This window comes from Aestuariibacter sp. GS-14 (assembly GCF_006494365.1).
Taxonomy (GTDB): Bacteria; Pseudomonadota; Gammaproteobacteria; order Enterobacterales; family Alteromonadaceae; genus Alteromonas; species Alteromonas mangrovi.
The window spans coordinates 417,093-439,931 of record NZ_VHIP01000002.1; the positions used below are offsets into that span (position 1 = coordinate 417,093).

The 22,839-nt window shown below is 46.3% G+C and carries 21 protein-coding genes and 1 pseudogene; 7 read left to right on the plus strand and 15 right to left on the minus strand.

Annotated elements, in window-relative coordinates; translation table 11 throughout:
- Nucleotides 1–59: 59 nt before the first annotated feature.
- The 5 genes and pseudogenes from FJ444_RS04930 to FJ444_RS04950 all read right to left on the minus strand — a co-directional run.
- Nucleotides 60–1,247 (minus strand): adenylate/guanylate cyclase domain-containing protein, encoded by a 1,188-nt coding sequence (locus FJ444_RS04930; RefSeq protein WP_140956808.1) that lies wholly within the window; start codon nt 1,245–1,247, stop codon nt 60–62.
- Nucleotides 1,248–1,293: 46 nt separating this feature from the next.
- Nucleotides 1,294–2,667 carry an adenylosuccinate lyase gene (gene purB, locus FJ444_RS04935; protein WP_140956809.1) on the minus strand — a complete coding sequence of 458 codons (1,374 nt, stop codon included), beginning with the start codon at nt 2,665–2,667 and terminating at the stop codon, nt 1,294–1,296.
- Between the two features lie 14 nt (nt 2,668–2,681).
- Complete coding sequence (gene hflD / locus FJ444_RS04940; RefSeq protein WP_140956810.1) at nt 2,682–3,308, minus strand: high frequency lysogenization protein HflD; 627 nt, start codon at nt 3,306–3,308, stop codon at nt 2,682–2,684.
- Entirely contained in the window at nt 3,302–4,411 is a 1,110-nt protein-coding gene (gene mnmA, locus FJ444_RS04945) for a tRNA 2-thiouridine(34) synthase MnmA (protein ID WP_140956811.1), read from the minus strand. The genes hflD and mnmA overlap by 7 nt, the downstream gene beginning before the upstream one ends.
- A gap of 196 nt (nt 4,412–4,607) precedes the next feature.
- Nucleotides 4,608–5,135, minus strand: a pseudogene (locus FJ444_RS04950) (rRNA large subunit pseudouridine synthase E); the annotation flags it as partial.
- Nucleotides 5,136–5,559: 424 nt separating this feature from the next.
- Between FJ444_RS04950 and FJ444_RS04955 the strand changes: the two are divergent.
- Together FJ444_RS04955 and FJ444_RS04960 are read left to right on the plus strand one after the other, a co-directional pair.
- Nucleotides 5,560–7,785 carry an NADP-dependent isocitrate dehydrogenase gene (locus FJ444_RS04955; protein WP_140956812.1) on the plus strand — a complete coding sequence of 742 codons (2,226 nt, stop codon included), beginning with the start codon at nt 5,560–5,562 and terminating at the stop codon, nt 7,783–7,785.
- A 179-nt stretch (nt 7,786–7,964) separates the two neighbouring features.
- Nucleotides 7,965–8,840 (plus strand): hypothetical protein, encoded by an 876-nt coding sequence (locus tag FJ444_RS04960; RefSeq protein WP_255439013.1) that lies wholly within the window; start codon nt 7,965–7,967, stop codon nt 8,838–8,840.
- Between the two features lie 112 nt (nt 8,841–8,952).
- Here the strand turns inward: FJ444_RS04960 and cspD are convergent, their stop codons facing one another.
- On the minus strand, nt 8,953–9,171 hold the full coding sequence (gene cspD, locus FJ444_RS04965; RefSeq protein WP_140956814.1) for a cold shock domain-containing protein CspD: 219 nt from the start codon (nt 9,169–9,171) through the stop codon (nt 8,953–8,955).
- 212 nt (nt 9,172–9,383) lie between these two features.
- Between cspD and clpS the strand changes: the two genes are divergently transcribed.
- A complete protein-coding gene (clpS, locus tag FJ444_RS04970) occupies nt 9,384–9,704 on the plus strand; it encodes an ATP-dependent Clp protease adapter ClpS (protein ID WP_140956815.1) in 321 nt (106 codons plus the stop codon).
- 26 nt (nt 9,705–9,730) lie between these two features.
- Nucleotides 9,731–12,010: an ATP-dependent Clp protease ATP-binding subunit ClpA gene (clpA, locus tag FJ444_RS04975; RefSeq protein WP_140956816.1), complete on the plus strand. Its 2,280-nt coding sequence runs from the start codon at nt 9,731–9,733 to the stop codon at nt 12,008–12,010.
- A 106-nt stretch (nt 12,011–12,116) separates the two neighbouring features.
- On the opposite strand, the gene infA is transcribed toward clpA, so the two are convergent.
- The 4 genes from infA to trxB form a co-directional block, all read right to left on the minus strand.
- Nucleotides 12,117–12,335, minus strand: coding sequence for a translation initiation factor IF-1 (gene infA / locus FJ444_RS04980; protein WP_070175908.1), 219 nt, complete (start codon nt 12,333–12,335; stop codon nt 12,117–12,119).
- A 128-nt stretch (nt 12,336–12,463) separates the two neighbouring features.
- Complete coding sequence (locus FJ444_RS04985) at nt 12,464–13,228, minus strand: arginyltransferase (RefSeq protein ID WP_140956817.1); 765 nt, start codon at nt 13,226–13,228, stop codon at nt 12,464–12,466.
- A complete protein-coding gene (gene aat / locus FJ444_RS04990) occupies nt 13,229–13,984 on the minus strand; it encodes a leucyl/phenylalanyl-tRNA--protein transferase (RefSeq protein WP_140956818.1) in 756 nt (251 codons plus the stop codon).
- Nucleotides 13,985–14,029: 45 nt separating this feature from the next.
- On the minus strand, nt 14,030–14,983 hold the full coding sequence (gene trxB, locus FJ444_RS04995) for a thioredoxin-disulfide reductase (protein WP_140956819.1): 954 nt from the start codon (nt 14,981–14,983) through the stop codon (nt 14,030–14,032).
- Nucleotides 14,984–15,277: 294 nt separating this feature from the next.
- On the opposite strand from trxB, the gene yfbV reads away from it, so the two are divergent.
- Complete coding sequence (gene yfbV / locus FJ444_RS05000; RefSeq protein ID WP_140956820.1) at nt 15,278–15,724, plus strand: terminus macrodomain insulation protein YfbV; 447 nt, start codon at nt 15,278–15,280, stop codon at nt 15,722–15,724.
- A 33-nt stretch (nt 15,725–15,757) separates the two neighbouring features.
- On the opposite strand, the gene FJ444_RS05005 is transcribed toward yfbV, so the two are convergent.
- The 3 genes from FJ444_RS05005 to FJ444_RS05015 all read right to left on the minus strand — a co-directional run bounded on the left by FJ444_RS05005 (nt 15,758) and on the right by FJ444_RS05015 (nt 18,403).
- Nucleotides 15,758–16,249, minus strand: coding sequence for a SprT family zinc-dependent metalloprotease (locus tag FJ444_RS05005; protein WP_140956821.1), 492 nt, complete (start codon nt 16,247–16,249; stop codon nt 15,758–15,760).
- On the minus strand, nt 16,246–18,120 hold the full coding sequence (gene sppA, locus FJ444_RS05010; protein ID WP_140956822.1) for a signal peptide peptidase SppA: 1,875 nt from the start codon (nt 18,118–18,120) through the stop codon (nt 16,246–16,248). Before sppA ends, FJ444_RS05005 begins: the two co-directional genes overlap by 4 nt.
- Nucleotides 18,121–18,208: 88 nt before the next feature.
- Entirely contained in the window at nt 18,209–18,403 is a 195-nt protein-coding gene (locus FJ444_RS05015; RefSeq protein WP_140956823.1) for a hypothetical protein, read from the minus strand.
- Between the two features lie 211 nt (nt 18,404–18,614).
- On the opposite strand from FJ444_RS05015, the gene FJ444_RS05020 reads away from it, so the two are divergent.
- On the plus strand, nt 18,615–19,241 hold the full coding sequence (locus FJ444_RS05020; protein WP_370298009.1) for a DoxX family protein: 627 nt from the start codon (nt 18,615–18,617) through the stop codon (nt 19,239–19,241).
- Between the two features lie 104 nt (nt 19,242–19,345).
- A complete protein-coding gene (locus FJ444_RS05025; RefSeq protein WP_140956824.1) occupies nt 19,346–19,903 on the plus strand; it encodes an NAD(P)H nitroreductase in 558 nt (185 codons plus the stop codon).
- 88 nt (nt 19,904–19,991) lie between these two features.
- Here FJ444_RS05025 and pyk read toward each other — a convergent pair whose 3' ends face one another.
- Together pyk and FJ444_RS05035 are read right to left on the minus strand one after the other, a co-directional pair.
- The gene (gene pyk / locus FJ444_RS05030) at nt 19,992–21,428 is read right to left on the minus strand and encodes a pyruvate kinase (protein ID WP_140956825.1); all 1,437 of its coding nucleotides are present in this window, start codon (nt 21,426–21,428) and stop codon (nt 19,992–19,994) included.
- Between the two features lie 367 nt (nt 21,429–21,795).
- Nucleotides 21,796–22,647, minus strand: coding sequence for a MurR/RpiR family transcriptional regulator (locus FJ444_RS05035; protein WP_140956826.1), 852 nt, complete (start codon nt 22,645–22,647; stop codon nt 21,796–21,798).
- Between the last annotated feature and the right edge of the window lie 192 nt (nt 22,648–22,839).

A 22,839-nucleotide genomic window follows, 5' to 3' on the forward strand; every position in this document is an offset into this window, starting at 1 on the left:
ATAGCAGAAACGGTTGGCAGTCGTTGCTTCCGTATGGTGGTTTTTGTTGTTGCAGACACTCACCGATCGGTGGGTTTACACTCGTAGCAACCGTTAATGCCAGGGTGTTTCGGGCTATGTAAGCGATGAAACACCTGGTTAACTGGTGTATCCAGCAGTGCTTCTGTTTGTGTGCAGTAGCGAATGGAAGCCTGACTGCACGACTGCTCCAAAAATGCGGCAAGGTTAACAGTTTGGCCCCATACATCAAATTGAGGGCGCTGACTACCCAGTATGCCAGCGTTAACCGGCCCGGTTGCAATACCTATCCGCAGTTGAAAAGGGAGTTTACTGCGTTGCGCGAGCTTATTTATCAACTGATGAAGTGCGATTGCAAATTCCATAACTGCGCTGCAGTTTTGTTGCCGGTCAGGCGAACTTAGGGAGCCTATGGCGATGTACTGGTCGCCATTCGTTTTTATTTTCTCCAGGCCATAATACAGCGCACGTTGATCAATACGATCAAAAAGGGTTTTCATTAACTTCAGGGTGTTATCGTCGCCCTGAAGCCGGTTGATATGGGTGTAGCCGGCAAGGTCGGCGAATAACACGGTTACACAGGTGTACTTGCGAGTAACACCTAACGGCCATAATGACTCGGGTTTATGTGGCTCATTCGGCAGGAGTTTGGTTAGCACTGACACAGACTGAATATGCGCAGCACGGAGTTTTTGCCAACGCAGCAAGGCCATGCGTTGGAATACTATGTAAATACAAATGCAAATAGCACCCAGTGTCAAATCGTTACAATATTGAATAAGTCCGCTATTGGGTACTTTCACAAACTGTAAGGTACTGATGCCGACATAAAGTAATGACGCTGTCGCGACCAGTGAGTGTTGGATAAAGCGCTCCTGGCGAGTGAAAACAAATCCGGCAATTACCAGTGACAATAACAAAAAATAGTGACTATTGTTAACTTGCGGCCATAGCGCAACGGCAAAAGTCAAGTAACTGAAATACAGAATGAATAGGCCCGTTTTAGCTTTGGTGGTGGTCAAGTCTCCACGTTGCTTCACTAACAACGTTAAGGCAATCAAATAAGCACACCACACCGCAATTTTAAAATGATTTACAGGGCTTTCTAATAAAATCAACGGTAACTGCAATGCAAGCATTACACAGTACAAGTGCAGAACCAGTGTTAAAATGTGTTGCAAATAGTGCCCGGTGGATTCCGGTGACTTTGCAGAAAAAGAAGAAATCATGGTAGCCCTCACCTATAGCAAGCGCTACCAGATTAACAGCAGAGGCTTAGCCCAGTAACTGATCTACCAGACGGATTGCATCACCAATATAAGCTTGTGGCGTTAATTGCTTCAACTGCGCTTTTGCAGCTTCAGGCATTTCCAATCCGTCGATAAATTCAGCAATCACTTCCGCATTCACTTTCTTACCGCGCGTCAGTTCTTTCAGCTTTTCGTATGGCTTTTCGATGCCGTAACGACGCATAACTGTTTGGATTGGCTCAGCCAGCAATTCCCAGTTGTTGTTCAGTTCGTTTAGCAGACTCTGTTCATTGACTTCTAACTTGCTGATCCCTTTAAGCGAAGCCTGATACGCAATTACAGTGTAGCCAACGCCTACGCCCAGGTTTCGCAATACGGTTGAATCAGTAAGGTCACGCTGCCAGCGTGAAACAGGTAGCTTAGCCGCCAGGTGGTCGAAAATGGCGTTGGCAAGACCCAGGTTGCCTTCTGAGTTTTCAAAGTCGATTGGGTTAACTTTGTGCGGCATGGTAGATGAACCGATTTCGCCAGCGACGGTTTTTTGCTTAAAGTGACCCAGTGCAATGTAACCCCACACATCGCGATCGAAGTCGATCAGGATGGTGTTAAAACGCGCAATAGCATCAAACAACTCAGCAATGTAGTCATGCGGTTCAATCTGTGTGGTGAATGGGTTCCAGGTGATACCAAGGCTGGTCACAAACTTCTCAGAGATTGCATGCCAGTCTAGCTCTGGGTACGCAGACAAGTGAGCGTTGTAGTTACCTACCGCGCCATTTATTTTACCCAGAATGCTTACGGCCGCGATTTGTTCACGCTGACGCTTTAAACGTACCGCAACGTTAGCCATTTCCTTACCCATAGTGGTAGGCGACGCTGGCTGGCCGTGGGTACGCGCCATCATAGGCACAGTGCGGTATTTACGCGCTAAGTCCGTTATGGCATCAATCAGTTGATCTGCATAGGGCAGGATTACCGTGTCACGTGCTGCGTTGCACATCAGCGCGTGAGACAGATTGTTGATGTCTTCTGATGTACAAGCGAAGTGAATAAACTCACTAATGGCGTTTAATTCGCTATTGCTGGCTACTTTTTCTTTCAGGAAGTATTCAACTGCTTTTACGTCGTGGTTGGTCGTGCGCTCAATCTCTTTGATGCGACGGGCGTCATCAACGGAAAACTCAGCAACGATGCTATCCAATAATGTATTTGACTGGGGTGAAAACGCTGGAACTTCCTGAATACCTTCCTGGTTAGAAAGCATTTGTAACCAGCGTACTTCTACTTCAACTCGGTACTTAAGTAAGCCATATTCGCTGAATATGTGTCTTAATTCACTACATTTAGAGGCATACCGACCATCGACCGGAGAAATCGCCGTTAATTGGGAAAGATCCACCTTTTACTCCTCAATCAATTAATTAGTCTTAGCGCTTGTTTGGCGCTTTGCAGAATAGATTTACGTTTAAATATGATCTGTCGCCGCTGTCCGCCCATCTGACGCCACAAAACTGCGGCGCGAACACCCGCGAGTAATAACGCTCTTACGCGATGTTGGTTCAGGGGCTGACTTAAATTGTTTGGATTACCCGCGATTTGAATTTTGGGGGCGAGGGGACTGATCACGTCAGAATAGATACTCGCCAATGATTGCAATATCTGCGGGTTATCGAAATCAATGTGAGCCAATTGGCGCTGCACGTGGGCTATGCGCTCACCCAGCATCGCTATGGCTTTTTTATTGCGGGCCAATTTGCGCTCCAGTCCCAGAATACTGGCTACATAACGGGTGATTTCAGTGTCTTTTTTACTGTTGTGATCACCCAGTTGCGCCACAATAACCTGGAATCCCTGCTTGAGGTTTTCCAATTGGCCGAATATTTGCTGAGGCGTGTCGGATTCCGTCACCAGAATGCTCGACAGGCTGGCTTCTATAGCCATGGTATCGGCTTGCCCGGTTCGCGCAACAGACTGCACCAATTGCGCTGCCTGACATACGCCGGCCAATCCTAATTGCTGTTCAATACTGGCGTCTAACATTCGCGAATATAACTCTCGATAATACCACCACCCAGGCACACTTCGTCCTGATAGAAGACCGCAGACTGACCAGGTGTCACTGCTTTCTGAGGTGTGTCAAATTTCACTTCAACCTGGCCGTTATCCAGTGGCGTAATAACACAAGGAATATCCTGCTGGCGGTAACGGGTTTTGACTACTGCTCTGAACGGCGATTCTGGTTGCTTACGGTTAACCCAGTGCAATTGATTAGCAATCAGGCCATCGGAGAACAGGCGAGGGTGATTGGCCCCTTGCCCAACCACTAATACGTTGCGGGCAACATCTTTGTCTACGACATACCAGGGTTCATCGCCGAAGTCTTTTAAGCCGCCAATATGCAACCCTTTGCGCTGACCCAGTGTGTGATACATCAGGCCTTCGTGGGTCCCAATTTCTTCGCCTTCAGCGGTTTCGATTACGCCTGGCTGCGCAGGTAAATATCGGCTCAGGAAGTCTTTAAATTTCCGCTCGCCAATAAAACAAATACCGGTACTGTCTTTTTTATCGTGGGTAATTAACCCTTGTTGTTCGGCGATCTCGCGCACTCGGGGCTTTTCAATTTCGCCAACCGGGAATAGCGTCTTAGCAACGTGTTCTTCGCCTAAGGTGTACAAAAAGTAGCTTTGATCTTTATTGTCATCCAGCCCGCGTAGCATTTGCCAGTGACCATCCACCTCGCGGCGACGCACGTAGTGCCCGGTGGCAATATAGTCTGCACCTAAATCTTCGGCAGCGTATTCCAGAAAAGCTTTGAATTTAATTTCTTTGTTACACATGATGTCCGGGTTAGGCGTGCGTCCGGCTTTGTATTCTTCCAAAAAGTACTCAAATACGTTGTCCCAGTACTCTGCAGCAAAGTTGATTGTGTGTAACTCAATGCCGAGTTTATCAGCAACGGCCTGGGCATCAGCCAGGTCTTCGGCGGCTGCGCAATACTCATCGTTGTCGTCTTCTTCCCAGTTTTTCATAAACAAGCCTTCAACCTGATAGCCCTGTTGCATTAGCAGGTAGGCCGACACAGATGAATCCACACCGCCGGACATACCGACAATGACTTTTTGTTTAGTTGGGGTAACCGACATAGTGTTTATTGCGTGCTCTTAACCGTTTTATGGGGCGCGGATTCTAACAGAATTCCATGTGTATGGCACGAATTTAGCGCGATTTATTATGCCTTTTTGGCATTTTACGTGATGCGGGCGCAGCAGATTTTCGATGCGAACCGGGTTTGCGTTTATCTGATTTCGCAAGTGGCGCCATATCAGGACCAGGCATACTTACGAACTGGCCGTTTTCGATGCCATCAATCGTCCAGTTACCAACCCGATAGCGGATCAGTCTGAGGGTGGGGTATCCCACGTGAGCTGTCATTCGCCTGACCTGACGGTTACGCCCTTCCGAAATGGTAATGCTTAGCCAACTGGTGGGAATATTTTTGCGCTCCCGAATGGGGGGATCGCGTTCCCATACTGGCGGCGGTGCAATTCGGCTGACATTGGCCGGCAGTGTCATACCGTCTTTCAGTTCTACCCCTTGTTCAAGTGCCTGGATGGCCTGATTGTCGACATCACCCTCCACCTGCACCCAATAAGTTTTGCTGGTTTTGGCTTTCGGGTGAGTAAGTTTGTGCTGAAGTGCGCCGTTATCTGTGAGTACCAGTAAGCCTTCAGAATCGCGGTCAAGTCGCCCCGCGGCATACACACCTGGCAGGTCGATATAATCTTTGAGGGTTTTTCTGCCATCTTCGTCCGTAAATTGCGACAGAACCATGAAGGGCTTGTTGAAAAGAATGATAGTAGAAGACATACCGTTACCGAAATTTGAACCGGTAAGCAGTTTACCAAACCTGTAGTTTTTCCACAGCCTGCCAGATAAATTTGTCAAAAATCGCCTTCCAAGGTGAAAATTTAAGCAAAAAAAGAAGTTTTTCACCCGAACGCTGTAATTAAGACAAAGGTATGACTTGTAACTGATTCGCTTGACCCTATACTAAAGGCCTTAAAAATTTTCACGCGCAACGCATGCTATGATGTTGGCCTGATCAGTGACAGAAAATTCGCTTGGTAATACCAATTTACATTGCCGAGCTTTTTGCGTGCGTGATTATAAAAGTCTGTCAGGTTGATGAAAACTACAAACAGGAATAAGACGATCTTGTTGCCCTACAGGCCACAGGTATTTGTTGAACGGAAAAATACGCAGTCTGCTACTGCAACTATTGAGGTACAGAATGACCACTCGTAAGTCGACAATTATTTACACAAAAACCGATGAAGCACCAATGTTGGCAACCTACTCATTTCTCCCTATTATCCGCCGCTTTGCAAGTGCAGCAGATATTGAGATTGAAGTGAGTGATATCTCGCTGGCCGCTCGTATTCTGGCTAATTTCCCTGATTACTTAACTGATGATCAAAAAGTACCTGATGCACTCACTGAGCTTGGCGATTTAACACAGGATCCTGATGCAAACATCATCAAGTTGCCAAATATCAGTGCTTCTATTCCACAGCTTCGCGCTGCAATCAAAGAACTAAACGCTATTGGTTTTAACGTTCCAGCCTATCCGGAAGATCCGCAGTCTGACGAAGACAAAGATGTGCGCGATCGTTACGGTAAAGTGTTAGGTTCTGCGGTGAACCCGGTATTGCGCGAAGGTAACTCCGATCGCCGTGCACCAGCAGCAGTAAAAAACTATGCGAAAAAGCATCCGCATTCCATGGGGGAGTGGAGCCAGGCTTCACGTACACACGTAGCCCACATGCGCGGCGGCGATTTCTACTCTGGTGAGAAATCGGTAACGGTTGAAAAAGCAGGACATGTAAGCATTGAGTTTACTGGTACTGACGGCAGCAAGAAAACCCTTAAGCCACGCGTTGATTTACTGGCAGGTGAAGTCATCGATGGCATGTTCATGAGTAAAAAAGCCCTGTGTAAGTTCTTCGAAGAGCAAATCGAAGACGCTAAAAACACCGGCATTTTATTCTCACTTCACGTTAAAGCCACCATGATGAAGGTCTCTCACCCAATCGTGTTTGGTCACTGCGTTAAAGTGTTCTACAAAGAACTGTTCGATAAATACGGCGAACTGTTCGATGAGTTAGGCGTTAACCCAAATAACGGGTTGGGCAGTGTATACGACAAAATTTCTACCCTGCCTGAGTCACAGCGTTCTGAAATTCAGCGCGACATCAACGCGGTATACGCGGATCGCCCTTTACTGGCGATGGTTAACTCAGATAAAGGTATTTCGAACCTGCACGTTCCCAGCGACGTTATCGTTGATGCGTCGATGCCAGCGATGATCCGTAACTCTGGTCAAATGTGGGGGCCGGATGGTCGTCCATACGACACCAAAGCGGTTATCCCGGAAAGTACTTATGCCACGATTTATCAGGAAGTCATTAACTTCTGTAAAACGCATGGTGCATTTGATCCGACCACGATGGGTACGGTGCCTAACGTAGGTCTGATGGCTCAAAAGGCGGAAGAATACGGTTCACACGATAAAACCTTCGAAATGCACGCTGACGGTAAAGTGCAAATCATCGACCAGGACGGCACTGTTCTGATCGAGCACAACGTTGAAGAAGGCGATATCTGGCGTATGTGTCAGGCTAAAGACCTGCCGATTCAGGATTGGGTGAAACTGGCCGTTACACGTGCACGTCAGTCTGGTATGCCTGCGGTATTCTGGCTGGACGATGAGCGCGCGCACGATGCACAGCTGATTAAGAAAGTTGAGAAATACCTGAAGGATCACAACACTGATGGTCTGGATATCTCTATTATGTCTCCTGTACGTGCGATCCGTTATTCAATGGAACGCGCAATCCGCGGATTAGACACGATTTCTGTTACCGGTAACGTACTGCGTGACTACCTCACTGACTTGTTCCCAATTCTTGAACTGGGTACCAGTGCGAAAATGCTGTCAATCGTGCCTCTGATGGCCGGTGGCGGTTTGTATGAGACTGGCGCGGGTGGTTCTGCACCTAAACACGTTCAACAATTCGTGGAAGAGGGTCACTTGCGTTGGGATTCTCTGGGTGAGTTCCTTGCGCTGGCGGTTTCGTTGGAAGACGTAGCGATTAAGCACGACAATGCCAAAGCCAAAGCTATTGCATTGGCGCTGGACAAAGCCACAGAATCGTTACTGAACAATAACAAGTCTCCAGAGCGTAAAGCGGGTCAGTTAGACAACCGTGGCAGTCATGCCTATCTGGCACTTTACTGGGCAGAAGAACTGGCGAAGCAAACAGAGAATGCTGAACTGGCTGCTGAGTTTGGTCCAATTTACGACAAGATGGCGGCCAACATTGACAAGATCATCGCAGAAATCGATGCAACGCAAAGTCAGCCTCAGGATATTGGTGGTTATTACTTCCCTGATGAAGAAAAAACCAACAAGGCTATGCGCCCCAGCGCTACGCTGAACAGCATTCTGGAAGCCTAAACGCGTATTCCACTTGTGAAAATGAAAAACCGGCAGCTTGCCGGTTTTTTTTCATCTTTTTTTACATAATCTGCTACCGGTGGCATAATGCATTTTTTAGACTGTTGATAAATACAGGTACCGTAATGCCAGCGCACACGCATTTATTTTCAAGAGAGCAGAAAGACAACAACATTTGGTTGTCCAGCGAAGGGTTAAACGTCACAGACATCAAAGATCGTGGACTTGCACCGACGGTCGTCGCAAATGAACAGGCTGTAGGCGAGGCTATGCTGCATGAACTGTTACTCACGGCGAAAAATAAATCGGGTGATATTAATATTGCTTTGTTAGGCGGTCGCGGAGCCCAACAACTACACCGGGTATTGGGTGAGTTGGCGTGCGGCACTGAACATGATGCCTTGTTTGCCAGACTGAACGTGTTTACTCAGGATGCACTTGCCCCCATGACTATGCAAAACCGCTTAAGTTTTGTGAGAGACTTCGAACGTATTCTTGGGCCCGCTTTTTTTGCAAAGATAAAAAGTTTTACACCAATGCAAACAGATTCAGAGGATTTAGAAGCCAGTTTAATTGCGTACCTGACTAAGCTGGAGGCGTTGGGGGGATTAGATATTTTCTTTATTGGACATGGTCCGGAAGCAAATGATGCTTCACATTTGGCTTATATAAAGCCCTTTTCAGGGGCGCAGGCACATCACCTGGCGGGTATAATTCCCATCTCGAACAGTATATTAGAACATCACATCAGTAAGTTTAAAGCAGGTGGAAGTGAGGTCAGTGAAGAGGATGAGAGGGAATGCCGTGATGCGCAGTTTATTTTAACCTTAGGGCCTGCCACCATTTTAAAGGCTAAAAAAATAGTCCAGTCGATCGTTGATGCCGATACTGCGCCAGCCAAAGTAGCAACCTATCAAAAAGTACTTAATTCAAAACTGAGTGAGCATAAAGAAATTGCTGAAGCTCAACTTAATGCAAATCCGGGCTTATGGGTACGTCTGCACGCCAATGTCAAATCTTACATACTTCCCAATTTGGGCGTGCAGAATAATTAAGCAAACTATTCAAAGAAGCGTACGATATAAACAATCGTACTATATAAACAAGCCTTACTCGTTGCCGGGTAAGGCTTGCTATTTATTCGATGCTGCTAACGAGGTGACTGACTTAGCGCTCTTCGCCCTCAACTAATCCAATGTTCTCGGCATGCAGACCTTTCGGGCCTTGCTGAACTTCAAACGTTACTTCCTGGCCCGCCTTGAGAGACCGGTAACCTTCCATCTGAATCGTTGAATAATGAGCAAAAATATCTTCGCCACCTTCCTCGGGCACGATAAATCCAAACCCTTTCGCATTGTTAAACCATTTAACTTTGCCAACCGCCATACTTCGACTTCCTCTTAATCCTTGAACTCACGGGAGTCTGCCCCCACAATACAGATATACATGGGGCAGGGCATGCTTTGTGCGTCACTCACAAAACATATTAAAACTGTAGATATTTTAACCGTATTATGCAAGTGCAATTTATTTTTTTTCCAGACAAAATAATGGTAAAAAAGATCTGAAATTCCTTGCAAGCGCACTATGATTAAATTATGAGTAAAGGTAACGCCATAGGTGTTGATAAAGAGCGATTACTCGAACGGGAACGTCAAAGGACGGAACCGCCACCGATGTACAAGGTCTTATTGAATAATGATGACTACACGCCCATGGACTTCGTGGTTGAAGTTCTTATGCGTTTTTTCCGGTTGGATGGTGAAAAGGCCAACCAAGTAATGTTAACCGTGCACTACCGGGGGAAAGCCGTTTGTGGCATTTATACTGCTGAGATAGCAGAAACGAAGGTGATGCAGGTGAACCAGTATGCCCGTAAACATCAACATCCATTGATGTGTACTATGGAGCAGGCGTGAGTCAATTTTGAGAAGGGGCAATATATATGCTGAATAAAGATTTAGAGCAGACCTTAAACGAGGCTTTTGTGTTCGCCAGGGAGCATCGTCATGAGTTTATGACGGTAGAACACCTGCTGTTAGCCCTGTTAGATAATCCGGCTGCTCAGGAAGCCCTGAAGGCCTGTGGGGCCGATATCGACACTATTCGGGGTGAATTAGTTGAATTTGTAAAAGACACCACACCCTTAATTTTAGATGACCAGGCGTCTGATCGCGAAACTCAGCCAACACTTGGCTTCCAACGCGTATTACAACGCGCAGTATTCCATGTGCAGTCATCCGGAAAAGAAGAAGTGACCGGTGCGAATGTGCTGGTAGCTATTTTTAGTGAACAAGAAAGTCAGGCTGTTTATATTCTGAAAAAATCAGACGTCACACGGTTGGACGTAGTGAACTTTATTAGCCATGGCGTGAGCAAAGCAGAAGACGAAACGCCAGAAAACAACGAAGTAAATGAAGATAGCGCAGAAGGTGATGATGCAGGGTCTGCCCTGGCAAAATATGCTACTAACCTGAACAAGCAGGCTCAGGAAGGTAAAATTGACCCGCTAATAGGTCGTGACAACGAACTGGAACGAACCATTCAGATCCTGTGCCGCCGCCGTAAAAATAATCCACTTTTGGTCGGCGAAGCCGGTGTGGGGAAAACCGCCATTGCGGAAGGTCTTGCCTACCGGATTGTTGAAAATCAGGTACCTGAAGTGATTGAGAACTGCACGGTATATTCGTTAGATTTAGGCGGTTTGTTGGCTGGAACCAAATACCGCGGTGACTTTGAAAAGCGTTTAAAAGGTATTTTAAAAGAGTTGTCTAAAGACAAAGACGCCATTTTGTTTATTGACGAAATTCATACCATCATAGGCGCTGGTGCCGCATCTGGCGGTGTAATGGATGCGTCAAATCTGCTCAAACCCAAACTGAGTTCAGGTGAACTCCGTTGTATCGGATCCACCACCTATCAGGAATACCAGGGGATTTTTGAGAAAGATCGCGCACTGGCGCGTCGTTTCCAAAAGGTTGATGTGGCAGAGCCAAGTGTGAGTGACACCACCAAAATACTGTTGGGGCTAAAATCACGCTACGAAGAGCACCACAGCGTGCGTTTTACACAAAAGGCATTACAGGCAGCGGCAGAGCTGTCTGCCAAGTACATTAACGAGCGTCATTTGCCCGATAAAGCCATTGACGTAATGGACGAGGCGGGCGCAAGTCAGCGACTATTGCCGCAATCCAAGCGCAAAAAAGTGATCAACGTTGGTGATATTGAACAAATCATTGCCAAAATGGCGCGGATCCCAGAAAAGTCCGTGTCGGCTTCCGACAAAGAAGTGCTGAAGAACCTGTCGCGCAATCTGAAAATGGTAGTGTTTGGACAGGACAAAGCCATTGAGACGTTAGCGGATGCAATTCATTTGTCTCGTGCCGGACTGGGCAATGAGCAAAAGCCCATTGGTAATTTCCTGTTTGCTGGTCCAACGGGTGTGGGTAAAACAGAAGTTACCCAGCAACTGGCCAAAATTATGGGCGTTGAACTAGTGCGTTTTGACATGTCGGAATACATGGAACGTCACGCAGTAAGCCGATTGATTGGTGCGCCTCCTGGTTATGTGGGCTTTGATCAGGGTGGGTTGTTAACCGATGCTGTCATCAAACACCCTTATTCGGTGGTCTTGTTAGACGAGATCGAAAAGGCGCACAGTGATATTTACAATATTCTGTTACAGGTAATGGATCACGGCAGGTTAACCGACAACAACGGTAGAAAAGTCGATTTCCGCAACGTTGTGTTGGTTATGACCACAAACGCCGGGGTACAGGAAACCGTGCGCAAGTCGATTGGCTTTAAGCAGCAGGATCACAGTCACGATGCGTTGTCAGAGATAAACAAAGTATTTTCGCCTGAATTCCGCAACCGTTTGGATTCCATCATATGGTTTAACCACCTGGATGCAGAGGTGATCCTGCAAGTTGTTGATAAATTTATTATCGAGTTGCAGGCCCAGCTGGACAACAAGGGTGTGTCACTTGAGGTATCACCTGCTGCAAGAGCGTTCCTGGCGGAAAAAGGTTATGACAAAGCAATGGGCGCGCGGCCAATGGCCCGTTTAATTCAGGAGTCACTGAAGAAAGAGCTGGCTAATGAACTACTGTTTGGCAAGTTGAGTAGTGGTGGGGATGTCGTAGTTGATCTGAAAGACGACAAACTTACGTTTAGCTATAACTCTCAGGACAAAGTAGCCTCGGCAACGGAGTCCAGCGAATAAGCGGCCTTACTCTGAAATACAAACCAAAAAACCCGAACTGATAGTTCGGGTTTTTGTTTTTACCGGTTCCGGTAATTGCAAGGCGGTCTGTGCATCCGCGTATTGATTAGCGGGCGCGGTAAACGATACGGCCTTTTGACAGGTCGTAGGGCGTCATCTCAACCGTTACCTTATCACCAGTCAGAATACGAATGTAGTTCTTACGCATTTTGCCTGAGATATGAGCAGTCACAACGTGACCATTTTCTAATTCAACACGGAACATGGTATTAGGCAGAGTATCCAGTACCGTACCTTCCATTTCAATACAATCTTCTTTCGCCATCTAGAGCAATAACCTCAATAAACTGTCAATTTTTTCGCCGCGCAGACCTTAACCAATTCACTGCCTTATGTAAAGCAATTAATGTGTTAAATGCGCTATTTGGATGTCTTGCTTCGCTATTTTTACTGCTATCGAACAGATGTGTTAGCAGTGTGTAACAGCACCTGTTGAAATTTATCTGTGTCCTCCGAATTATTAATGCGAAACCACTGATGATTGGCATAGCGCTCGTGGGGAAAATACTTACTTTTGTAGTTCATTTTACGACAGTCATCTATTTGATAGCCCAAATACAAAAACTGTTTTCCTTGTTGAGCGGTAACCTGAATTTGATTCAGGATCATCCAGGCGCCCAATGATTGCTTTTCGTAGCCGGGATCGAAAAAACTATACATGGCCGAATAGCCTGAATGACCTAAAACGCCGTCTACTTCGTCAGTCACTGCCACACCTACAAGTTTGTCATGATCATAAACTTCGATAAATAAGGGACGCGACCATGCACAGGCCAGAAAACCTTCAAATTGCTCCAGACTGGGGGGAAACATGCTGCCGTCAGCATGACGTTCATTGATGTAGTTGGCGTAGAGGGAATAATAGTCTTCCCCGGGTGACTTCGACAGCTTTACGCTTAGGTGCTTGTTTTTATTTAGCACCCGGCGCTGGCTGCGTGATGGCTTAAATTCCAGCACCGGCACCCTGATGGATTGACATGCAAAGCACTGCTTGCAATAAGGCCGGTAAATTTGATTACCACTGCGTCTGAATCCTGCCTGGATTAACTGTGGATAATGAAAAGAACAAGCGCTGTTGTTGCCCACAAACACCAATAATTGCTCATCCCTATCGGGCAAATAGCTACAATTGAATGATTGTGTTATTCCAAACTTCATTTAGAACGTGATGGTTTGCGGCTGCCAACGATGAGCATATTCTTGACTGATATAGCCTTCAGAATCAAGCGTTAGATTTCGTGCAGAGAGTTGTTTAACAAATTCATAACGGGGAATCGCTTGTGCGCCCAGACTCATTAAGTGGTCAGTGGGTAGCTGACAATCAATAAAACTGCCGTCGTGTCGCTGCATATGCGCTACCAAATGTGCCATGGCCAGTTTTGATGTATTCGGCTGACGATGAAACATGGATTCGCCGCAGAAAATACTGCCTACAGATACGCCATAAAGGCCTCCAACAAGCTGACTGTCATCCCAAACTTCTACCGAATGCGCCAGCCCCAATGCGTGTAGATGGAGATATGCATTAATCATATCCTGGGTAATCCAGGTCGCGGTAGAGGTTGTTACTGAGCCATTGCGACGTCGTTGTTGGCGGGGAATCGATGCGCATGTATTAATCACCGCATGAAAATCCTGATTTAGCGTTACTGTATAGCGTTGTTTTCTAATCAGCTTTGCCAGGCTGGTACTGCAAATGAAATCCTCAAGTGGAATGATTGCTCTCACTGAGGGGGACCACCACAAGATAGGCTCTCCTTCACTGAACCATGGAAATATTCCGTTAGAGTAAGCAGTAAGTAGTCTGCCCGGTGATAAATCTGCGCCATATGCCAACAGGCCGTCTGGATCATCGAGGGCCTCGTTCACGGATGGAAAAGGCGTGTCGGCTTCAAGGTATGGCAGTGTTATCATGTGTCTTAAACCAAAGCGGCACCATCAGGTGCCGCTAATTCGGGGTTACTTAAGTGCGTCGAGGAAGCGCTCTGCATCCAATGCGGCCATACAGCCGGTACCAGCTGATGTAATGGCCTGACGATAGATATGATCACTCACGTCGCCAGCGGCAAAGACACCTTCAACACTGGTTTGTGTTGCATTGCCTTCGGTGCCGCTCTGAACCTTAATGTAGCCGTCTTTCATCTCTAACTGACCAGCAAATATATCGGTATTGGGTTTATGACCAATCGCCACAAACAAGCCCATTACCTCTAACTCTTCAGTTACATCAGAATCGGTAGCCTTAATACGTACACCAGTAACGCCCATCTGGTCGCCTAATACTTCGTCCAGGGTGCGATTCAGGTGCAAAACAACGTTGCCGTTCTTGGCTTTATCCATCAGGCGGTCGGCCAGAATCTTTTCGCTGCGGAAGCTGTCACGACGGTGAATTACATGCACTTCTGAGGCAATGTTAGACAAGTACAGCGCTTCTTCAACTGCGGTGTTTCCACCACCTATCACAGCGACCTTTTGGTTGCGGTAGAAAAATCCGTCACAGGTAGCACAGGCTGAAACCCCTTTACCCATAAATGCCTCTTCAGACGGCATACCCAGGTATTTGGCAGAAGCACCAGTTGCAATAATAAGTGCGTCACACGTGTAGGTGCCACTGTCGCCGTAAAGGGTAAACGGACGTTTCGTCAGATCGGTTTTGTTGATGTGGTCGAAAATAATTTCAGTGTTAAATTTTTCGGCATGATGTTGCATACGTACCATTAAGTCCGGACCTGTAAGTCCCTCTGGATCGCCTGGCCAGTTTTCTACTTCCGTTGTGGTGGTAAGCTGACCACCTTGCTGCATACCAGTGATCAGGGTAGGTTGCAGGTTTGCGCGTGCAGCATAAACCGCCGCTGTGTAGCCGGCCGGGCCTGAACCTAAGATGAGTAGACGTACGTGTCTGCTTTCTGCCATGTTTGTCTCCAGTGTTAACTCATTCCCTGATGGCTGAAATGAGCATTTAAATAGAATTTGTGTACGACATATTGCCCGTTTAAGATTGAATCATCTTAACACGAACGCATACCGGACAACGGGAATTAATACCATTAGTGAGGTCAAATCAGGTACTTTCAATAGTGCCGCTATGATATTATTTATTGCGCTAAAAAATGACCTTTTTTCGCGTTTCAGGTCTATTATTAGTATTACGCTTGTAAAAGCAATTCAGCTCAGTAGTTGAACGACGCTAAACCAATGAGGTTACTTATGGCTCAGTCTGTAACAACGATGCTAAAAGACGGACAGGATTACATGAAAACCTGGCCGCTTCGCAAAGAATTGTACGCGCTGTTTCCTGATTGCAGGGTAGTGGCTGCTACCCGGTTTGCCATTAAGGTTATGCCGCCAGTTGCAGTATTGGCGTGCGCTTCAACTATCAATGTGTTGGGTAGCGAACATATTCCTCAGGCCATCGCCATGGGCGCGTTTTTTCTGAGTATGCCAATGCAGGGTTTATTGTGGTTAGGGCATCGTTCAAATCAAACACTCCCGCCTGCTATTCAATCCTGGTATCAGGACATTCTTTCCAAAATGCGCGATCAGGGGTGCGCCGTCCAGCACAGCAAAGGAAAACCCCGCTACCGTGAATTAGCCAACGTGTTGAAAATGGCATTTGAGGATCTCGATAAGGCGTTTACCCGCAATTGGTTCTAACTCGCTTTAATTTAGTTTGATAAAGTAATCAGACTAATCAACTAATGGCGTTAACGTTGTGCGGCATTGCCTGCATAAATATTGACGTTTGCCACGAACCACGGCGTTGTGGCGGCGAATGCTTAACGCTACAGGCCCGCATTCACATCTATAGTCAACGGTATTAAGTTGCAGTGGAGCAAGGTCAAAACTGTGACGGGTATTGGGTTGGCATTCAAACACTTCCGACATCATAGCTTGCCATTCTTTGCCATGTGGCTTTACTCTGCCGTAAAGGCGATATACCAATAAATGACTGACTTCGTGTGGAATGACATCAGTAAAATAGGCCTCTCTGTTATGAGCAAACAGTGTGGGGTGCAGGTTAATTCGGTTTTGCTGTAAAAACGCGGTGCCGGCGTGTTTACCACTTCGGCGATAGGTTAGCAGAGGACGCGGAAATGACCGCTTGAAAAACAACTCCGCCCTGGCATAAAGCTGCTCAAGGCGGAGTGCAATATCACTTTTGTCTGATTGTTTAATCAATGTGCCTCAACCACATTGCATGGCATACACAGCGTATAGATGCCATTCGGGTCGTTCAGACTGGTTAACACGTCAATATCATTCAGCGCTGTTTTCAGTAAGCCCATGAAAGGAGACTGTGTATCACCAAACTGGAATTTAACGGCATATACCAGGGCTTGTCCGAAGAATTCTTTCCAGAATTGTTCTTTAGGCGACAGTTTGCGTTGAACGTAAACCGATTTGTAATTTTCTAAACCAGCTAATTCGGCCGCTGCATCGATGGCAGCATTCAGATCGCCCAGTTCATCCACTAATCCATGTTCAAGGGCATCTGTACCAATCCATACCCGGCCTTGTGCAATCTTGTCTACGTCTTCTACCGTTAAACCGCGTGAGTTGGCTACAATCGACAGGAACTTGCTGTACTTGCTCTCCACACTGCGTTGAATAAACTGACTGTACTGTGGACTTAACCCTCTGGCCGCTGATACGCCTGCCATGTCGGTAGTGGCAACACCGTCGGTATTAATCCCCAGATAATCCAGGCTGTTTTCGTATGTCATGAACATGCCGAACACGCCGATTGAACCGGTGATGGTGCTTGGCGAAGCAAAGATCTTATCTGCGTCGGTAGAAATCCAGTAACCACCTGATGCTGCGTAGGTATCCATGGATACTACCACAGGTTTACCCGCGGCTTTCAGATTCAATATTTCCTGACGGATGATTTCTGAAGCCGAGGCACTGCCTCCGGGAGAGTCTACCTGAAATACCACTGCTTTAACGTCGTCGTCCATACGTGCCTGGCGAAGTAGTCTGGCAGTACTGTTACCACCAATTGTACCTGCGATTTGCTCACCATCCAGAATAATACCTTTCGCAACCACAATGCCTATTTTGTCGCCATGAGGCACAGGCATTGGTATCGACGGGTTTACAACACTGTTGTAATTGTGGAACGACGTAATGTTGAAGCCGGTTTTGTTATCGGCTTCGCCAACCAGTTCCACCATTTCCAGGCGAATATCTTCGCGGGTTTTCAGAGCATCAACCCAACCATTCTGCAAAGCATAGGTGGCTAAGTCGCCATCCGCTGTTTCAAATTTCTCGTTTAGTTGCGCCAGGGTGTCATCAAAGTTAGAAAGCTCCATGTTTCTTGCACTTGCTACATCGGCTTTGTACTGTTCCCAATAGGCATCTAACCAGCGTTGATTGCTTTCTTTGGCTTCAGGTGACATGTCTTCGCGCATGTAAGGTTCAACGGCAGATTTGTATGTACCTACACGGAAAATATGCGTGGTGATTTTTAATTTCTCTAGTGCACGTTTGAAGTACATCTGATAATTGGCGTAACCTTCAAGCATGATAGCGCCCACCGGATTCATATAAACATGATCGGCATGAGCTGCAAGGTAATATTGGGTTTGCGTATAGTAATCTGCGATGGCGTAAACCGGCTTCCCAGAGGTTTTGAAGTCGTCTATGGCTTCTGCAACCGTGCGTAACTTGTTCAGGCCTGCGCGTCTTAAGCCCTGTAAATCCAACACCAGTGCTTTTATACGCTTGTCTTGTTTAGCGTTATCCAGCACAGACACCACATCGCGGATCAGCACTTCAGGATCATCAGGGTCTTCATTAAACGCTTGTTGGAAAAATTGTTCAGCGGGGTCAATGGCGGTCTTTTCAATCACTAACGACCCATTGAGCGTTAACACCAACGCGCTGTTTTGCACCACTTTTACAGTTTGATCTTCTTTGGAAGCAACAATAAAAATGCCAACAATAATGACGAGGAAAATAATGTTAAAAAATAACTTTCGACAAAAATTGAGGACAGTCCATAGACCTACAAACAGGGCTTTTGTCCAACTTGTGCTTTTTTGAACCATATTGACTACATACCTACGCTACATTTCATTGTTATGTTATCTAAACTCACATAATTCGCGAATTAAATTTGTAATGAATTGTAATAACTCATTTCAACTGATTTTTGGATTTATTTAACGGTGGGCTTCTTTTTCCTGACTCATCAGCAGTGAGCCATTGCTGAATAACCCGGGCAATCTGCACATGCTGCTCGTTCGAAAGTGCCATCAACAAACGCCCATTGCGCTTGCTATAGCGAACTTTTCGATGTCCTCGTTGCATAATACGTAAAAAATTACTCATAACCTGAAAGTTTCATGATGATTAAACGTTCTTATAGGCCATATGGATGAAACGTTGCCATGAATTTGCAGTGTACACCACTATTAATCGGTTAAGTGCAACGTTATTCCGGTTAACGATATGCGAATATGACGTTGAATAGAACAAAGTGCAACTGACCTTGTGTATAAGTTCATCTGAGTCTGTCAGAACATTAAGCGGGAAAGCTACAGTGATTAATCTCATTCAATCTCTGCAACAGAGACTTAACGCAGCCGTAAGTTATTTAGATGGCTGGTGTCTGCTGTTGGTTAGGTTATATTTGGCGCCCGTTATGATGCAGGCTGGCTGGCAAAAGTTTTCACACTTCAACGACACTGTTGCCTGGTTTGGTGATGCTGACTATGGTCTGGGCTTGCCTTTTCCCGCACTTTTGGCTGGACTAGCAACGGCGACTGAGTGTATTGGCGGAGCCTTGTTGTTACCAGGATTAGCGGTTCGTTGGGTGAGTATTCCATTGTTGATCACCATGTTGGTTGCCATGATTACCGTGCATGCTGAAAATGGCTGGCTGGCAATTGCAGACGCAAACAGCTGGCTGGCAGATGGCACGATTCTGTCTAATCCAACGGTAATGGCCGCGCCTGAAAAACTCAATGCTGCCCGTTCGTTGCTGGAGGAGCACGGATATATTGACTGGCTTACCAGCAGTGGCAATTTTGTGATCCTGAATAACGGGATTGAATTTGCCGCTACCTATTTTGTTATGTTACTGGTGTTGTTGTGCTTTGGGGCAGGGCGGTATACCAGTGCAGATTATTACCTGTCATGCTATTTCTTGCGTCAAAGCCGCTTGTAAATAAACGGCGCTGACGTTATCGTCTCTGAGTCTTTTGTTTTCATCTTTTCGCAGGCAGTTGTGTCTGTTTGCGTTGATTAACTAATTAGAGGCATTAGAGGCTCATGGATGCTTTAACACTTTTACTGAACCGTCGTTCCCAACCTCGTCTTTCTGCTCCTGCGCCGCAAGGCGACGCATTGGAAAACATCAAGCAGGCAGCATTGCGCGCCCCTGATCACGCAGGATTAACGCCCTGGCAATTTCTGGTGATTGAGGGAAAAGGGCTGGATAAACTGGGTACGCTATTTGAACAATCTGCGATTGATAACGACAAATCTGAGCGCGAAATTCAACGTGCACCTCAGTTACCTGAACGTGCCCCTATGATTATTGTGATTGCTACACAATATAAAGAACACGAAAAAGTGCCACAGAATGAGCAATTTGCTTCTGCTGCGTGTGCCGCAATGGCTATGCAAATGGCCGCAGTAGCCCAGGGCTTTCAGGGAATTTGGCGCACAGGAGATTATGCACATTGTTCTATTGTAAAGGCGGGATTGGGCATTGCCGAACAAGATGAAATAGTTGGATATATGTATTTGGGCACTCCCAGTCAGGACTTACCGGAAAAACCAGTACCTACTGCTGCGGACTTTTTCAGAGCGTGGCCAGCAAGTTAGGGTATTGCTTCAGATAAATACAGCAAACATAAAAAAAGCCAGTTGTTTTCAACTGGCTTTTTAGCACTTCGTGTTCAAATCCTGCGTATTATTCTACGTCAATGATTTTAAGGGCGTTGGTTGCGCCAATTGTTTCCATCCGATCTCCGTGAGTCAGAATGAACGTATCACCTGATTCTACCAAACCATGCTTTTTGAGCAGAGCAACAACGTCATTTTTCAGTTCGCCAGGCGCACTGTCTGCGGAGTTAAAGTACATAGGTTTTACACCGCGGTATAACGCCATGGCGTTTAACGCTTCTTCGTGACGTGATAATGCAACAATAGGCAGCTTAGTGGTGATGCGCGACATTAAACGCGGAGTACTGCCACTTTCTGTTAAACCTACAATGGCTTTAACGCCTGGCAGGTGATTCGCTGCATATACTGCAGACAATGCTATGGTTTCACTCACTGAATCGAACATTTCATCCAAGCGGTGTTTAGAAAACTTAATGCTGGGATGTGTTTCTGCACCTTCACACACACGGGCCATTGCGCGTACGGTTTCTACCGGGTAATTACCGGCAGCAGTTTCCGCTGACAGCATTACTGCATCTGTGCCATCCAGAACAGCATTTGCCACGTCCATTACTTCTGCACGGGTTGGCATTGGACTGTCGATCATGGATTCCATCATTTGCGTAGCGGTGATAACCACTTTGTTCAACTGACGTGAACGCGCGATCAGTTTCTTCTGAACGCCTACCAGTTCAGCATCGCCAATTTCAACGCCTAAATCTCCACGGGCTACCATCACTGCATCAGATGCACGAATGATATCGTCAATCGCTTCGTCAGTGGCTACCGCTTCAGCGCGTTCTACCTTGGCACAAATTTTCGCTTTACATCCCGCGGCTTCTGCCAACTGACGGGCATAGTCTAAATCAGCGCCGCTACGAGGGAATGACACGGCCAGATAATCAACGCCAATGGCGGCTGCTGTAATAATATCGCGCTTGTCTTTTTCTGTAAGCGCTTCAGCAGACAAACCACCACCCAGTCGGTTAATGCCTTTGTTATTTGACAGTTTGCCGCCTACCGTAACAACGGTGTGTACTTTACGGCCTTCCACGCTGGTTACTTTTAACTGAATTCTGCCATCGTCCAGCAATAGAATATCGCCAGCACTTACATCGTCAGGCAGCGCTTTATAGTCGATGCCTACCTGTTGTTCATTACCCGCGTCGCGGTCCAACTCAGCATCAAGGATGAAGTCTGCACCAATTTTCAGATGGACAGAACCATTTTCAAAGCGAGAAACACGGATTTTCGGGCCTTGCAGGTCACCCAGAATTGCAACGTATTTACCCAGGTTACTGGCGGCTGCACGAACTCGCTTAGCGCGTTCGATATGATCTTCTGCCTGTCCGTGTGAAAAGTTCATTCGAACCACATTGGCCCCAGCGGCAATTATGGCTTCTATCATTTCTTGGGTATCTGTTGCTGGACCTAATGTCGCTAATATTTTTGTTCGTCTCGTCATAGTGCTTTTCGCTTTCGTGTTAAGTGAGGGGACTATCTTAGGGAATACTACTGTAAATCTATTTCGTAATTTAATTACAAAATACTAGACGAATTTGACCAAATTGTGAATGGCAGATTAAAGATTCTTTATAAGAATTATTTTTTACTGGTGTAAAAACTGTACAGGCATTGTAAGTAATTAATATTTTCTAAATAAAAATAGATAAATATAAGCCGTTGTGATGAAAAGTCCTTCACTTTGTTATTCATCTACTTCGTTGTGTCGTTGCAGTGTCATTTGATGTAAGGGAGATCAACTAAGTATAAAAAAAAGAGGCACTTCGGCCTCTTTTTCTTTGAGCATGATATTGGGCAAGGCAGCCGTGCTAACTGCCGCGCTTTTCAAAACGCGAGCCGCGCAAGGTATCTTTTACCCGCTTGAGATTTTCACGAAATTTATTTCCGCGACGCAGAGTAAAGCCGGTAGCTAATACGTCGATTAAGGTTAACTGTGCAATGCGCGATGCCATTGGCATATACATGTCGGTGTCTTCCGGCACTTCGAGTGAAAGCACATAAGTACATTCCTGCGCCAGAGGACTGTTTGCAGACGTGATCCCTACTACCGTAGCGTCATTGGTTTTAGCTATCTGCGCAATTTCAACTAGACTCTTGGTGCGACCGGTATGGGATATCAGCACAACTACATCACCCGAGCCGCAATTCATGCAACTCATGCGTTGCATCAGAATATCCTCGAAATACACAACGGGAACGTTAAAGCGGAAAAACTTATTCAGCGCATCATGTGCAACTGAAGCGGAAGCGCCCAAACCAAAAAACGAAATGCGCTGTGCCTGCGTCAGCAAATCCACTACGCGATTAACGGTATTAACGCACACGGATTGACGTGCTACTTCCAGTGACGCCATGGTAGATTCGAATATCTTGGTCGTGTATTCGTCTGGCCCATCATTTTCATCAACATGACGGTTTACATAAGGAGTACCGTTGGCCAGGCTTTGCGCTAAATGGAGCTTAAAGTCGGGGAATCCCTTGGTATCCAAACGTCGACAAAACCGGTTGACCGTGGGCTCGCTCACGTCTGACATTTTCGCCAATGTTGCTATACTGGAGTGAATTGCAGATTGTGGATTTGCCAGTATTACTTCTGCCACTTTGCGCTCTGACTTACTGAACGCTGATTTATGTTGTGTTATTTTTTCTAAAATATTCATATTCTTGCAGTTACACTTCAGTAAAATAGTGTGTTTTCCCATGCGATATACTACTGAATATGAAAGAACGTACAAGAAAAATGTAATTTTTTAACATTATTTACAGCATCGATTTCCAAAATGAAACTGTATTGACGGGGGCTGTAGCCCACTATGACGTATCGTTATAAAATCATCCGGAATGATAAGTTG

What these genes read in the sequence shown, in the direction of transcription:
- FJ444_RS04930 (WP_140956808.1), bottom strand. Translation starts at nt 1,247, where the DNA reads ATGATTTCTTCTTTTTCTGCAAAGTCACCGGAATCCACCGGGCACTAT.
- clpA (WP_140956816.1), top strand. Translation starts at nt 9,731, where the DNA reads ATGCTGAATAAAGATTTAGAGCAGACCTTAAACGAGGCTTTTGTGTTC.
- pyk (WP_140956825.1), bottom strand. Translation starts at nt 21,428, where the DNA reads ATGACGAGACGAACAAAAATATTAGCGACATTAGGTCCAGCAACAGAT.
- aat (WP_140956818.1), bottom strand. Translation starts at nt 13,984, where the DNA reads ATGATAACACTGCCATACCTTGAAGCCGACACGCCTTTTCCATCCGTG.
- yfbV (WP_140956820.1), top strand. Translation starts at nt 15,278, where the DNA reads ATGGCTCAGTCTGTAACAACGATGCTAAAAGACGGACAGGATTACATG.
- sppA (WP_140956822.1), bottom strand. Translation starts at nt 18,120, where the DNA reads ATGGTTCAAAAAAGCACAAGTTGGACAAAAGCCCTGTTTGTAGGTCTA.
- FJ444_RS04985 (WP_140956817.1), bottom strand. Translation starts at nt 13,228, where the DNA reads ATGAAGTTTGGAATAACACAATCATTCAATTGTAGCTATTTGCCCGAT.
- cspD (WP_140956814.1), bottom strand. Translation starts at nt 9,171, where the DNA reads ATGGCGGTTGGCAAAGTTAAATGGTTTAACAATGCGAAAGGGTTTGGA.
- clpS (WP_140956815.1), top strand. Translation starts at nt 9,384, where the DNA reads ATGAGTAAAGGTAACGCCATAGGTGTTGATAAAGAGCGATTACTCGAA.
- trxB (WP_140956819.1), bottom strand. Translation starts at nt 14,983, where the DNA reads ATGGCAGAAAGCAGACACGTACGTCTACTCATCTTAGGTTCAGGCCCG.
- mnmA (WP_140956811.1), bottom strand. Translation starts at nt 4,411, where the DNA reads ATGTCGGTTACCCCAACTAAACAAAAAGTCATTGTCGGTATGTCCGGC.
- FJ444_RS04955 (WP_140956812.1), top strand. Translation starts at nt 5,560, where the DNA reads ATGACCACTCGTAAGTCGACAATTATTTACACAAAAACCGATGAAGCA.
- infA (WP_070175908.1), bottom strand. Translation starts at nt 12,335, where the DNA reads ATGGCGAAAGAAGATTGTATTGAAATGGAAGGTACGGTACTGGATACT.
- FJ444_RS05015 (WP_140956823.1), bottom strand. Translation starts at nt 18,403, where the DNA reads ATGAGTAATTTTTTACGTATTATGCAACGAGGACATCGAAAAGTTCGC.
- FJ444_RS05025 (WP_140956824.1), top strand. Translation starts at nt 19,346, where the DNA reads ATGGATGCTTTAACACTTTTACTGAACCGTCGTTCCCAACCTCGTCTT.
- hflD (WP_140956810.1), bottom strand. Translation starts at nt 3,308, where the DNA reads ATGTTAGACGCCAGTATTGAACAGCAATTAGGATTGGCCGGCGTATGT.
- FJ444_RS05035 (WP_140956826.1), bottom strand. Translation starts at nt 22,647, where the DNA reads ATGAATATTTTAGAAAAAATAACACAACATAAATCAGCGTTCAGTAAG.